The 12,390-nt window shown below is 38.0% G+C and carries 14 protein-coding genes; 6 read left to right on the top strand and 8 right to left on the bottom strand.

Annotation, left to right across the window (positions count from 1 at the left end; all coding sequences use genetic code 11):
* Positions 1 to 23: 23 nt before the first annotated feature.
* The 8 genes from CHB81_RS19615 to CHB81_RS19580 form a co-directional block, all read right to left on the bottom strand.
* Positions 24 to 1,592 carry an ABC transporter permease/substrate-binding protein gene (locus CHB81_RS19615; protein WP_089353536.1) on the bottom strand — a complete coding sequence of 523 codons (1,569 nt, stop codon included), beginning with the start codon at positions 1,590 to 1,592 and terminating at the stop codon, positions 24 to 26.
* Positions 1,589 to 2,512: an ABC transporter ATP-binding protein gene (locus CHB81_RS19610; protein WP_089353535.1), complete on the bottom strand. Its 924-nt coding sequence runs from the start codon at positions 2,510 to 2,512 to the stop codon at positions 1,589 to 1,591. Before CHB81_RS19610 ends, CHB81_RS19615 begins: the two co-directional genes overlap by 4 nt.
* Before the next feature lie 19 nt (positions 2,513 to 2,531).
* Positions 2,532 to 3,710 (bottom strand): ergothioneine biosynthesis protein EgtB, encoded by a 1,179-nt coding sequence (egtB, locus tag CHB81_RS19605; RefSeq protein WP_089353534.1) that lies wholly within the window; start codon positions 3,708 to 3,710, stop codon positions 2,532 to 2,534.
* Positions 3,711 to 3,727: 17 nt separating this feature from the next.
* Positions 3,728 to 4,723 (bottom strand): L-histidine N(alpha)-methyltransferase, encoded by a 996-nt coding sequence (locus CHB81_RS19600; RefSeq protein ID WP_089353533.1) that lies wholly within the window; start codon positions 4,721 to 4,723, stop codon positions 3,728 to 3,730.
* A gap of 158 nt (positions 4,724 to 4,881) precedes the next feature.
* Positions 4,882 to 5,676 carry an SDR family NAD(P)-dependent oxidoreductase gene (locus CHB81_RS19595; protein WP_089353532.1) on the bottom strand — a complete coding sequence of 265 codons (795 nt, stop codon included), beginning with the start codon at positions 5,674 to 5,676 and terminating at the stop codon, positions 4,882 to 4,884.
* A gap of 87 nt (positions 5,677 to 5,763) precedes the next feature.
* On the bottom strand, positions 5,764 to 6,732 hold the full coding sequence (locus CHB81_RS19590) for a zinc-binding alcohol dehydrogenase family protein (protein ID WP_089353531.1): 969 nt from the start codon (positions 6,730 to 6,732) through the stop codon (positions 5,764 to 5,766).
* 20 nt (positions 6,733 to 6,752) lie between these two features.
* On the bottom strand, positions 6,753 to 7,148 hold the full coding sequence (locus tag CHB81_RS19585; RefSeq protein ID WP_089353530.1) for a nuclear transport factor 2 family protein: 396 nt from the start codon (positions 7,146 to 7,148) through the stop codon (positions 6,753 to 6,755).
* Positions 7,149 to 7,191: 43 nt separating this feature from the next.
* Positions 7,192 to 7,413 carry a tautomerase family protein gene (locus CHB81_RS19580; protein ID WP_089353612.1) on the bottom strand — a complete coding sequence of 74 codons (222 nt, stop codon included), beginning with the start codon at positions 7,411 to 7,413 and terminating at the stop codon, positions 7,192 to 7,194.
* A gap of 307 nt (positions 7,414 to 7,720) precedes the next feature.
* On the opposite strand from CHB81_RS19580, the gene CHB81_RS19575 reads away from it, so the two are divergent.
* The 6 genes from CHB81_RS19575 (at position 7,721) to CHB81_RS19550 (ending at position 12,191) form a co-directional block, all read left to right on the top strand.
* Positions 7,721 to 8,551, top strand: a complete 831-nt coding sequence (locus tag CHB81_RS19575) for an AraC family transcriptional regulator (RefSeq protein WP_089353529.1) — start codon at positions 7,721 to 7,723, stop codon at positions 8,549 to 8,551.
* 82 nt (positions 8,552 to 8,633) lie between these two features.
* On the top strand, positions 8,634 to 9,197 hold the full coding sequence (locus tag CHB81_RS19570; RefSeq protein ID WP_089353528.1) for an ester cyclase: 564 nt from the start codon (positions 8,634 to 8,636) through the stop codon (positions 9,195 to 9,197).
* Positions 9,198 to 9,209: 12 nt separating this feature from the next.
* Complete coding sequence (gene ygiD, locus CHB81_RS19565; RefSeq protein ID WP_176427555.1) at positions 9,210 to 10,100, top strand: 4,5-DOPA dioxygenase extradiol; 891 nt, start codon at positions 9,210 to 9,212, stop codon at positions 10,098 to 10,100.
* On the top strand, positions 10,097 to 10,837 hold the full coding sequence (locus tag CHB81_RS19560) for an alpha/beta hydrolase (protein ID WP_176427554.1): 741 nt from the start codon (positions 10,097 to 10,099) through the stop codon (positions 10,835 to 10,837). Before ygiD ends, CHB81_RS19560 begins: the two co-directional genes overlap by 4 nt.
* A gap of 277 nt (positions 10,838 to 11,114) precedes the next feature.
* Positions 11,115 to 11,528 (top strand): cupin domain-containing protein, encoded by a 414-nt coding sequence (locus CHB81_RS19555; RefSeq protein WP_089353527.1) that lies wholly within the window; start codon positions 11,115 to 11,117, stop codon positions 11,526 to 11,528.
* A gap of 75 nt (positions 11,529 to 11,603) precedes the next feature.
* Positions 11,604 to 12,191 carry an RNA polymerase sigma factor gene (locus tag CHB81_RS19550; protein WP_089353526.1) on the top strand — a complete coding sequence of 196 codons (588 nt, stop codon included), beginning with the start codon at positions 11,604 to 11,606 and terminating at the stop codon, positions 12,189 to 12,191.
* Positions 12,192 to 12,390 lie beyond the last annotated feature (199 nt).

Below are 12,390 nucleotides of genomic sequence, written 5' to 3'. Positions count from 1 at the left end.
GATACGCCATTTTGGTTTGAATCTTATTTTTTAGCGCAATACTCACTAAGCTCTGAAATCGTGCTGATATGCAATTCCTTTGCCTGATCCCTTCGCATCATCAGTGCATAGGCATTATTAAACCCAATAGGTTTGAGCCACTGCAATTGATATTGTTTCTGAAATTCTCTTTGAACATAATCAAAGGTTTTCCTACTGTCTTTTGAGACTTCCTCGATGGTCTGTGCAGAAGGTTTTAATAAAACCAACAATCCTGTACCGGTATATTCGGGATAGAAGTCAATAGCATCATTCATTAAAGCATCAAAGCATATTTTTGTTCCGCCAAGTCCGGTTTTTGTTTCTACCTTATAATTGCTAGAACCCTCAATGAGCATTTTATAGATCTCTGCCAGAATATATTGTTCCCCAAAAATCTTGGAACCGATTCTAATGGTTTCCCCAGTACCTGGATTTGCTTTTTTATACAGTCCGTTTTCAACTAAAAAATCTTTAGCTACTTTCTCCGGAGTCTGCTTAAGAAGTTCTGTTTTATAATTAAGCCCTGTCATAATACTGTCGTTAATCTTCCCAGCCAGAAGATTTAGGATCCCCTCGAGTCCCGGAAATTTTTTCAATGTCTGGGTTTTAATTATCGGAGCGGCATAATAAGGCGGAAATATGGTTTTATCATCCCCAAGCACCACTAAGTCAAAAGCTTTAATTCTTCCATCGGTCGAATAGCCACTAATTAAATCCAGCTTTCCCTGATAAGCAGCCTCATACATAATAGCATCTGAGACCACTAACGGATTCAATTTTAAGCCATACACAGAACGAAGCCCTAAATCACCATCCTGACGCCCCATAAATTCAGGCGTAAATCCGGCAATTATTTTACCTTCTGGCTTTGAAGAAACTACAAAAAAAAGACCTGTGAGAACAAACATACCACCGATAATACAAAGGGTCCTTCTAAGGGTTTGCAATCTGGATTTTTGAAGATAACCAATTACCAGATCAAGAATCACAGCCAATAGAGCCGCAGGGATAGCCCCGGCCAGGATCATATTGGTGTTGTTCAGGGAAATACCGCCGAAGATAAATTCGCCAAGTCCTCCCGCTGCCACAAAAGAGGCAAGAGTAGCAACCCCAACATTGATCACAGCCGCGGTACGAATACCGGCTATAATTACCGGCAAAGCCAATGGAAATTCCACTTTAAACAAACGCTGGGTTTTATTCATTCCAAGGGCTGTAGCAGCTTCTATAACTGTGGGATCCACCCCTGTAATTCCGGTATAGGTATTTCGGATAATGGGAAGCAGTGCATAAATAAGAAGTGCCACTATTGCCGGGGCCATACCAATACCAAAAAGCGGTATCATAAAACCCAAAAGGGCAATACTGGGAACTGTTTGCAATATGCCCGCCGCCCCTAACACAGGACTAGATAACCTGCGTCTTCGGGAAATCAGGATACCTAAGGGAATTCCAACTACAATAGCCAGAAGCAACGATAAAAAAGTAAGCCCCAGATGTTGTCCAATCTGCAAGAACAGCTTTTCATGCTGTGATACCATAAATTGCCAAAGGCTTTGCTGCTGTGTCATACGCTTTGGAGTTTTCTGTATTGATTAAAAGCCTGTACCAGTATCTCATAATCTTCATTAAAACTCTGCTCTCCACTAAAAATTTGCAGGGCCTCCCAAAGATTGGCACTTTTGTTTAATTCTTTTTGCCCTTTTAAAGACAAGGACATTTTCAAAAAAGGCTCCACTGTCTTCACTGAAGCAATTTTATATTCCAGCATTAAGCGATTGCTGGCAAAGAACTCTTTTACAAAACTATTTACAGGATGGTATAAAAATTCCCTTGGAGACCCAATTTGAACGATCTGTCCTTTGTCCATAAGACAAATCCGATGTCCAAGTTCAAAGGCTTCTACAATGTCATGTGTTACCAAAATAGTGGTTTTGTTTTTGAGCTCATCAAGATTCTTAAATTCATTGTGAATAGCTGACTTTGTAATAGTGTCCAAAGCCCCGAAAGGTTCATCCATTAAAAGAAGCGGAGTATTAGTCATAAGTGCGCGGGCTACACCAACACGCTGCTGTTGACCACCGCTTAGCTCATAAGGATATAACCCCAGAATATTTTCATTAAGATGCAGTTTCTCTAAAAGTTCTGAAGTTCTTTTCCTAATTTTTTGCTTTTCCCAGTTGAGTAAATTGGGTACTGTGGCAATGTTTTGCTCCACTGTATAATGAGGAAAAAGTCCTGCATGCTGCATAACAAAACCGATAGTTTTGCGAAGCGCTTCTGGTTTTTGATCCCTGATATTCTTGCCATCAATACAGATAGTCCCACTATCGGGTTCTATCAGACGATTGATCATTTTCAGGGTCGTGGTTTTACCACAACCACTAGTACCCAGTAACACTAGAATTTCTCTATCGTTGGCCTGAAATGAAATCGTCTCTACTGCCTTGTTTGGGCCAAAACTTTTGGAAACTCCTTCTATACTGATCATATATTATACTGCTATTTAATTACTTTACCAGACGTATACCCATAAACTGCCACTGATGACGGGGATGAAAAAAATTACGGTAAGTAGCTCGGCTGTGCCCTTTTGGTGTGGCAACAGAGGCGCCGCGCAACACCATTTGACTTACCATAAACTTACCATTGTATTCTCCTATGGCACCAGCCGCTTTTTCAAATCCTGGATAAGGCAGATAAGCACTATTGGTCCATTCCCAGCGCTCTCCCCATTTTATCTCAGGGGAAGCTACTTCCCACTCTTCCTCGGTAGGCAGACGCATGCCTTTCCAGGAAGCAAATGCGGCGGCTTCGTAAAAATTAATATGGCATACCGGTTCGTTTAGGTTTATATCTTTTAAACCTGCCAAGGTATAATTCATCCACTTCTGATCGATGTAATGCCAATATAGAGGTGATTGAGCTGCATTTTCTTTGACCCATTCCCATCCTTCAGAATGCCAAAATTTAAAATCGGTATAACCGCCATCGGCAATAAATTCAAGGTATTGCCTATTTGTTACAGGATATTTGGCAATTTCGAAACGCTCTAAATACACCTTGTGGCGACCAAGTTCGTTATCAAAACAAAAACCTTCTCCCTGATATCCAATTTCGTAAATACCCGGGGCTATTTCTATAAATTCACTACTTAGATCGGTATACTCGTCCAAAACAGCAGCAGGGCTATAAACCGGAAAAAGCGGATTATGACCCAATATGTATTTTATGTCACTAAATAATAATTCCTGATGCTGCTGCTCATGATTAAGTCCAAGTTCCAGTAGTTCTATTACTTCAGAGCAAAGGGGATTACTTTTAAGAAAAGTTTCCATGTGCTGATCTACATAAGTACGATAATGATAAACATCCGTCACTGAAGGACGGCTTAAATTACCCCGGTCTGTACGTACCACACGGGCCCCCACACTTTCGTAATAACTGTTAAAAACAAAATCGTACTGCTCATTAAAAACTTTATAATTTTTATCATGTGGTTTTAGAATAAAGGTTTCAAAAAACCAGGTAGTATGCCCCAGATGCCACTTAGGGGGACTCACATCCACAACAGGCTGTACAACATAATCCTCTATTTCCAGTGGTTTACAAATATGCTCAGAATGTGCTCTGATGCTAATGAATTTCTTTATTATTTCCTGATTTACTTTAGCTGCTTTCTCTTGCATACTATTCTATTTTAAGGTTATACTACGCCCCAGGCCACATCGGTGAACCATGATTTGGAATCCATAATATGATTTATAGTTACAAAACCGGAGTTTTCTGCCAATGCTTCAATCTCGGGTAGAGAATATTTCTGTGAAAGTTCCATATAAACCAATTCATCTTTTTCAAAATCGACAGACCGTTCCTCTATGGTAATTACCTGATCTGCCAAACTGATTAAATAGCTCCTACAGCTGCCAGATAGCGGGTCATAGGTCTGGTAATGTTCAAACTTCTCGATGCAAAAATCGGCGCTGAGTTCCCTGTTAATACGGGTGAGCAAATTAAGATTAAATGCCGCTGTAATCCCGGTTTTATCATTATAAGCATCGAGTATCATTTGTGGATTTTTCTTAAGGTCAAATCCCATCAGTACTATATCCCCAGGGGAAAGATAACTACTCAGATCGCTGCAAAATGCAAGGGCTTCCCCCTTTTCCATATTACCGATATTACCGCCCAAAAAAAGAACCACTTTGCGTCTTGAAGATAAATTTGCTGCTTTTTCGAGCATTTTAAAATATTCCCCTTCCAAACAAGTAATGGTAAGCTCAGGGAGATCTGCCTTTAGTTTACTACTTAAAACAGACAATATATTTGCCGATATATCGATGGGCATATAATTAAAATCGGCCTGTTTCTCTAAAAGGTCCTTAAGTAAAAATGCAGATTTGGTCCCATCACCTGCTCCAAGTTCAATCAGATCGAATGCAGTACCACTCTCTAAGATAATCTGAGCAAGCTCCGAAGTCTTATTTTGAAATATATCCATCTCACAATTGGTAAGATAATATTCGGGCATGGCCATAATTTGTTGAAATAGCCGATCTCCTATAGTGTCATAAAAATATTTAGAGTGCAGTTTTTTGGGTGTGTTTGTCAAACCTTCAAGTACATCAGAACGAAATTGATCAATTGCATTTTCATGGCTTGAAAATTCTTCGTATATCGTTTTTTCAGTTTTTAATATCATGCTATTACTGTTTTTACCACGCTTATCCTAGATTACTAAATAATACTAAAACATCTTGCTTTTTATCAGGAGGCTTCTAAAAATTTCTTCACAAACCTTCCCAAATTAGATCTTAAAATAAGCCTGGCTGGTTTGGCTAATTTATTGTTGTATTGGATTTAAAAAGCACTGTCTACAACACCACCATCCACTCGAAGGGCGGCACCTGTGGTTGCCGATGACAATGGGCTTGCTATATAAACTACCATATTGGCGACTTCCTGAGTTTCAGCCCATCGCTGAATAATAGACGAAGGACGTTTTTCTTTAATAAATTCTATTTGAGCCTCTTTAATGCTAATGCCTTTATCTTTAGAAATTTCTTCAAACATTTTTTCAGTACCCTCAGCTAAAGTCGGGCCGGGAAGAATCGCATTTACCGTCACGTTGGTACCTTTGAGATATTTGGCCAATCCACGACTCAAAGAAAGATAGGCTGTTTTTGTTACACCGTAAAGAATCATGTCATCTGGAATATTTATAGCAGATTCACTGGATATAAAAATAATCCGTCCCCAATTTTTGGCTTTCATAAGAGGTGCATAATGACGCGAAAGGCGAACACCGCTTAGTACATTTACTTCAAAATCATTAAACCATACATCATCCCCAGTTGTTTCAAAAGGCTGCTCGCCATATACCCCAACATTATTGACTAAAATATCAACCTCTGGCAACAAAGTAAAAAGAGAATTGACTTCTTCTACCTTGGCAAAATCAGCAACCAGACCTTCCACAAATGCACCAGGAATTTCCTTTCTTAGCTTATCTACAGTCAACTTTACTTTCTCTTGAGTTCTTCCGTTCACATAAACTTTTGTTCCTTCGCGAAGTAGTCCAAGTGCAATTGCATAACCAATGCCACCTGTTGAACCACTCACAAAAGCTGTTTTCCCTTTTAACTGTAAATCCATTTTTTTTATTTTTTATTTTATACAATACACAAAAAGTCAGATCAATCCCAAAGGAAAAACCTGAACTTTGAACTTATGTAAGCCTTACTAAGGCAGTACTACTATTTTACCTCCGCCTGAACTGCTTTCCATAAAACGGTGTGCTTCAACTATTTCATCAAGATTAAAGATACGTTTTATGGCTGGCTTTAGGAATCCTTTTTCAATATCCTTAACAAATTTCTGAAAGAATTCTCCCCCTATACGAATCTGTCCACTATCATAAACCGTAAGATTTACAGCTGCTGGAATGTACTCCATAGGAGCAAAATCAGCAATAGACCACTCTTCGGATAACATACCAGTCATACAGACACTTCCTCCTGGCATTGTGCATTGAAGTGAATCTCTTAGTGTAGAGGTTCCTATTAATTCTAAAACCTTATCGAACTTAAATTGAAATCTTTTTTCGAGAATCTCAGCAAGACTACCATTATCGATCAAAACCTCATCAGCACCATTTGCCAGTAGTAAAGCCTTTTTACTTTCACTTCGGGTGGTTGCAATCACAAAAAGCCCGGCTTCTCTGGCCAATTGTATCGCCAACAGACCTACAGAGGATGTACCGCCTCTGATCAGCAGTGTTTCCCCTACATTGATATGAAGAGCCCGATGAAGTGATCCATATGCTGTTTGAAACATTTCAGGCAGAGCTCCAAGTGTGCCCCAGGAAAGTGTACTATCAAAAGCAATTAGAATAGCCGCAGGAACAACCGTATACTGGGCATAACTGCCGTCATAATCACGCCCCATTCCTCCCATAAAAGCGGCAATTTTTTGCCCTCTTACAAAGTTGCCCTCTGGATCTTCTTCTACTTCTCCAACACATTCAATACCTAGTACTCTGGGTAAAACAACATCCGGTGACAACCCTTTTCGGGTCATTAGTTCGGAACGATTCAGCCCAAAGGCCCTGACTCTTATCAGGACCTGTCCCTTTCCTGGGATAGGAATCGCTCGCTCTTCAAGGGAAAAGTTTTCAGCCCCTCCTGCCTTTTGTAATACAACTGCCTTCATTCGCCCTTTATTTTAATTAGCTACGCATAACGAACATTATTAAAAACATAACGGTAAATTTTCCAATGTTCTTCTGTGAATTTAAGAACAAAAAAATCCGTGCTGGTTTTCTTTTCAAGCTTTAAATCCGAAACCCGTTTTTCCGTTGTAGTAGCCAGGGCTTCTACAAAAGCATATTGACCGTCTATTGTAATGTCCTTAAGAGTATAGCTAATTTTAAAATCAGATCGTCTGAGATAACCTTTATCAGTTTTCCCTAATTGATCTCGTCCAAGAATCGTTTTCATACCCTCGGGTATAAATACACCATCCTGAGCAAAAAACTCCGGGATAGCTATCGACTGGCCTGTATTTAATGCTTGGGCAAAATCACCCAATACTGCACTTACAGCTTCTTTTTCTTTTTGATAATTCATATCTTTATGGCTCGTTTAATTAAACCTTTGTACAAACAGGTATTTAATACCCTGGCTTTTTATAAAGCTTTTCCATATTAGGCTTTATTTCTTTATCGTATACCTCCTGCATCCATATATCTTCGGCTACCTCAAGGATAGCAACAGAAACAGCTGCCTCGGGTTTGTTGGCACCTTTCATGATTACCTGAGTTATTTCTTGTGCTATTTTTTCTTTTTGTTCCTCAGAAGTTCCGGGATACAATTTTACAACTACGTGTGGCATGTTTTTCTTATTTAAATGTTTGACTTTAATTTTACAGCTGATCATTGTCTTTATAATGATTATTCTGTGATACAAAATTGCAACAAAACTGCTCATGCCACTTATAAACGAGTTTAAGAAATACTCTTAATCTAGTTCAATACTACTTCTTAATCTATATTAAGCATTCGCAATCTTATAATTTTATAATTTTATAACATAATTCTTAATCCCAATAGTACACTTTGCTCACCACGCTTTACAGTGCTGCTTTTATGCGATCTATCTAAAAAAAAATTACCTTTAACCTACTCTTAAAAAGCATACTATGACTGAAATATTTAATATGTTTCGTATTACTGCTGCAGAATCCCAGAAAATCATGCATTCTGTAAATGAGCCCCATGCCCATAATTTTGAAGAATTAATCATAGGTGGAAAAGGCCAGCTTGAACATTTTATCGATTTTAAATCCCGTTTGATGGATGCCCCTTTTATTAGTTTTGTAACACAGGGAAAAATTCATCGAGTAAGGCCCCTTGTAAAGGACAACCAGTGCGATATGTGGGTACTGAGATTCAAAAGTGAATTTATTGCAGAGACTACCTTCAGTCTTTATGCATCATTCCACGAAAAGGCCAATATTTCAATGCAAAGCAATATCTGTTTTAACAAATTAGACACCATCTGTAAAATAATCTTTGATGAATACCAACAAGATGCTCCTGACTTTGCCGTAATCAGGCAATTATTAAGTGCCCTTTTTACCATCGTGGAATCAGAAAGGCGAAAGCTCAATTTGAATGATGATGAGTCTAAGAAGATACAAGGTACAACTTTTAAAAATTTCCTAAGACTTTTAGAAGAACATTATACAGAAGCAAAAGATGTCAATTTTTATGCTGACCGCCTTTTTATGACCACCAGAAATCTAAATCTTATCTGCCAGAATATCCTCCAGCAAAGCGTTTCTGAAATTATCGAAATACGAAAGCTTACCCAGGCCAAAAACCTACTGATCTCCACCGATAAAAATGTAGCTGAAATAGGTTATGAATTAGGATTTAATGAAAAAACTTATTTCACACATGCCTTCAAACGTAAAGCGGGACTCACTCCCACTGAGTTTAGAGAAGAAATGCAGAAACTTCTTTCCTAAAAACACAACCATTCTTCCCAAAAGCGTTACCGTTACTCTTTCCAATAATTGCAATTTTGCATTAATAAAAAAATGATACATTATGAAAAATTCAATTTCAAAACAATTAGTAGGTGCAGTACTAGTATTTACAGCTCTAAGCACTAGTGTTTTTGCACAAAAAAAAGAAGATAAGGCTGATTTGGTAAAACAAATTAAGGAACTTACAGCTGCCAATGCTCAAGTAGCCAAACACCTTGAAACTTTTGACACTTTAGATTATACGGTCTTTAGTAACCGTGATTGGAAACGTTTGCACGAGAGTCATGCAAAGAACATTAAAGTACATTTTCCTGACGGTCATACTGAGGTAGGTTTGGAACAGCATATCAAAACTCTTGATGCTATGTTTGTCTATGCTCCTGACACCCGTATTAAAGAACACCCATATAAAATCGGTTCAGGCAATCTTACCGCTGTAATGGGTTACATGGAAGGTACTTTCACAGCCCCTATGCCCGCAGGAGATGGTACTTTTATACAGCCTACAGGTAAAAAATTCAAGCTTCCGATGGCAACCATTGGAGTTTGGGAAAATGGTGTAATGCAGGAAGAATATCTTTTCTGGGATAATAAATCCTATATGGATCAGATATTAGGCAAATAAATAAGGTGAAAAATGGACAGAAAAAATTTTCTTAAAACCATGGCCATTTTACCATTGGGAGCTGCAGCAATGCAGCTCAGCTCCCTTAAAACAGCAACCGATGCTTTTGGTGCAACAGAGCGAATGCCGGTTCTTTTTCTCGGGCATGGGAATCCCATGAATGCTCTTGCCGATAATAGTTTTACCCAAGGGTTTGAGCAAATCGCAAAAACATTACCAAAACCAAGGGCTATTCTTTGTATATCGGCACACTGGGAAACCAAAGGAACTTTTGTCACAGCAATGCAAAAGCCCCAAACTATCCATGATTTTGGTGGCTTCCCACAAAAGCTCTTTGATGTTCAATATCCAGCACCTGGAAGTCCTGAACTTGCCCTGGAAACGCAGCAGCTCATAACTTCTACTTCTGTTGGACTAAGTAATGAATGGGGGCTTGATCACGGCTGTTGGTCGGTGATAAAATTCCTGTATCCCAACGCTGATATTCCAGTGGTCGAAATGAGTATTGATTATACCCAGCCTGCTTCTTATCATTATGAACTTGCAAAAGAACTTGCCGCATTAAGACACAAAGGCGTTCTTATTGTAGGAAGCGGTAACTCTGTGCACAATCTGCAACTCGCAGCATGGGATAAAATGATGACCCCGGGATATGCATTCGAATGGGCACATATTGCCAATGAAAAAATGAAAAAAATGATTATCGAAGGGGACCATCAATCTCTTATCGATTTTGATAAACAAGGTCGTGAATTCCAGCTTGCCGTACCTACTCCGGAACATTATATTCCACTGCTCTACACCTTAGCACTTCGTGAAAAAGATGAAAAAGCAACTGTTTTTAATGATGCCATAGTCGCGGGATCACTCAATATGCTCTCTGTAAAAATAGACAAGGCATGATCCGCAATACATCTTTATGGATATCCATTGGTATCCTTATTTTAATTTCAATCTTTAGCTTTACAATTATGAATTCCAGCAAAGAAAAAACAACATTACATTATCTGGTAAGACAGCCCAAGATCAAAACAGCACACCCTCCTTTACTTTTACTACTACATGGTGTGGGAGGAAATGAGCAAAACCTTTTTTCTTTTGCCAATGATCTCCCGGATAATTTTTTAGTAGTATCAGCACGTGGCCCCCTTACCCTTGGCTCTGAGAGTTTTGCCTGGTTTCAGGTAAACTTTACAAGTGGACATCCACAAATCAATGAACAACAGGCCGAGGCGGCAAGAGTAAGTATTTTGAATTTTATTGAAAGTCTTAAAAATGAACACGATTTTGACGATAAACAGGTTTATTTGATGGGCTTTAGTCAGGGAGGCATAATGAGTTACAGCGTAGCACTTACCGAACCTGAAAAAATTAAAGGGATTGCCGTAATGAGTGGCAGACTACTTCCCGAGGTTAAGCCTCTTGTTGCAGATCCAAAACGTCTTGAAAAACTTAAGGTTTTCATTTCACACGGCAAACAAGATGCAGTACTTCATTTTCCATTTGCAACTGATGCTCTGGCATATCTTGAGTCAAAGGGTATAAAACCCGATTTTCATCCCTACGATGAAGGTCATACAATAAACAAGCAGATGTTTGATGATGTAAACCTGTGGCTGAAAACAAATTTAGACCACTGAAAATTTCCTACTTTCCAGTACATCCTAAAAGATACCCGCTTTACTACAGAGTGGGTATTTTTTTAGAACATAGCCTATATTTTTGGCTCAGTAAATCTCACAAAATCTTAAGTGGTGTTCAATAAACAACCTTAACATAGATTAAGAGTAAATCTTAAATTAGTTCAATACTTCAAAGGCAGAGATTTTCTCATCTTTGAAAATATTAAAGACCTTTAAAACCTTCAAAGTAAAAAAAGACCTTTGATAACCTATTCATAATTAAAAACTTACAAACATGACACACAAGTTATTTCCAGCGCTTTTTTTAATGCTGAGTTTTGGTGCCAAAGCCCAATATAGCGACAAACTAATCATCGAAAAACTATTACAGTCAGACCTGAACAGCATGGGCCAGAAAATTCAATATCCTAATGTCAAAGATGCCAAGGTAAGTGTGATGAAAATTACCTTTCCTCCCGGAGAGACCACAGGTTGGCACAAGCACGAGATTCCCGTATTCTCCTATATCCTAGAAGGTACACTGACAGTTGAAACAGAGGACCACAAAGTGACACAATACAAGGAAAATACCTGCTTTGCTGAGTCTTATAACATCTATCATAAAGGTACTAATAATGAAAAAACGAATCTGGTAGTCTTGGCCATTTACCTGGCAGGTGACCAAAAAGAATTATCAATAAAAAAATAGAACCAAAAAATAACTATAGAGACCTGAAATCAAAAAATGATATCCTAATTAGCCTTTTACAAAATTAAATAACCAATGTCTGTAGATTCCAGTTCTAACCAAAACCAACTTCTAGATGAGTTATCTAAAGGAAGCGAGCGGGCCTTTACAGACTTATACAATCGCTATAAAAATGTAGTTTATTCCTGCGCCTTAAAAATAACCAAATCAAGAACCTTATCCGAAGAGGTAGTGCAAGATGTATTTCTAAAAATTTGGTTAAAAAAAGAAACGTTAACCGATATTGCTCATTTTGAAAGTTACATTTTTGTTGTAGCCCGCAATCATATTTTTAGTATGCTAAAACAAATTGCCAAAGAAACTACTTTAAAAAGTAAATTTAATTATACTGATATTTCATTTGACCATACAGATGCCCCTTTAGAGGAAGAAGAATTTACGTCGCTTTTAAATGAAATAATTAAACAACTTCCTCCCCAACAGCAAAAAGTATATCGAATGGCCAAAGAGGAAGACCTAAATTACCAGCAAATAGGAGAACTTCTTAACATCTCGGCAACGACCGCTAAAAAACATCTAGCACTAGCCTTAAAATTTATCCGAATTAAGCTTACCAACCACATTAGCTTTATCCTTTTAGGGTATTTTTTTACACAAAATTAACTTTTCAAAACCTTAACTACCAGTACACTATCTTTTATTTTAAAATTTATTTACTTTTTTTTAACTTCTAACTACTCCGTTTTTACTTTTTTATAGTCTACCTAATAAAGCGCCCTTAATTGAAACATTAATATTTAAAACGATACAGTAAATATTGCTCGTTTTTTTTCAATTAAATCGCTCAAACTAAGTTTTAAAA

Origin of the sequence: Flavobacterium sp. ov086 (assembly GCF_900187965.1) — a bacterium.
In the GTDB taxonomy this organism is placed as follows: domain Bacteria; phylum Bacteroidota; class Bacteroidia; order Flavobacteriales; family Flavobacteriaceae; genus Flavobacterium.
This window is presented reverse-complemented; position numbering and strand designations above follow the sequence as displayed.

Bases quoted from the DNA above. Each gene is read 5' to 3' on its own strand.
- CHB81_RS19590 (WP_089353531.1), bottom strand. From the start codon at position 6,732: ATGAAGGCAGTTGTATTACAAAAGGCAGGAGGGGCTGAAAACTTTTCC.
- CHB81_RS19595 (WP_089353532.1), bottom strand. From the start codon at position 5,676: ATGGATTTACAGTTAAAAGGGAAAACAGCTTTTGTGAGTGGTTCAACA.
- CHB81_RS19615 (WP_089353536.1), bottom strand. From the start codon at position 1,592: ATGACACAGCAGCAAAGCCTTTGGCAATTTATGGTATCACAGCATGAA.
- CHB81_RS19580 (WP_089353612.1), bottom strand. From the start codon at position 7,413: ATGCCACACGTAGTTGTAAAATTGTATCCCGGAACTTCTGAGGAACAA.
- CHB81_RS19570 (WP_089353528.1), top strand. From the start codon at position 8,634: ATGAAAAATTCAATTTCAAAACAATTAGTAGGTGCAGTACTAGTATTT.
- CHB81_RS19555 (WP_089353527.1), top strand. From the start codon at position 11,115: ATGACACACAAGTTATTTCCAGCGCTTTTTTTAATGCTGAGTTTTGGT.
- CHB81_RS19585 (WP_089353530.1), bottom strand. From the start codon at position 7,148: ATGAATTATCAAAAAGAAAAAGAAGCTGTAAGTGCAGTATTGGGTGAT.
- CHB81_RS19610 (WP_089353535.1), bottom strand. From the start codon at position 2,512: ATGATCAGTATAGAAGGAGTTTCCAAAAGTTTTGGCCCAAACAAGGCA.
- CHB81_RS19575 (WP_089353529.1), top strand. From the start codon at position 7,721: ATGACTGAAATATTTAATATGTTTCGTATTACTGCTGCAGAATCCCAG.
- ygiD (WP_176427555.1), top strand. From the start codon at position 9,210: ATGGACAGAAAAAATTTTCTTAAAACCATGGCCATTTTACCATTGGGA.
- egtB (WP_089353534.1), bottom strand. From the start codon at position 3,710: ATGCAAGAGAAAGCAGCTAAAGTAAATCAGGAAATAATAAAGAAATTC.
- CHB81_RS19600 (WP_089353533.1), bottom strand. From the start codon at position 4,723: ATGATATTAAAAACTGAAAAAACGATATACGAAGAATTTTCAAGCCAT.
- CHB81_RS19560 (WP_176427554.1), top strand. From the start codon at position 10,097: ATGATCCGCAATACATCTTTATGGATATCCATTGGTATCCTTATTTTA.
- CHB81_RS19550 (WP_089353526.1), top strand. From the start codon at position 11,604: ATGTCTGTAGATTCCAGTTCTAACCAAAACCAACTTCTAGATGAGTTA.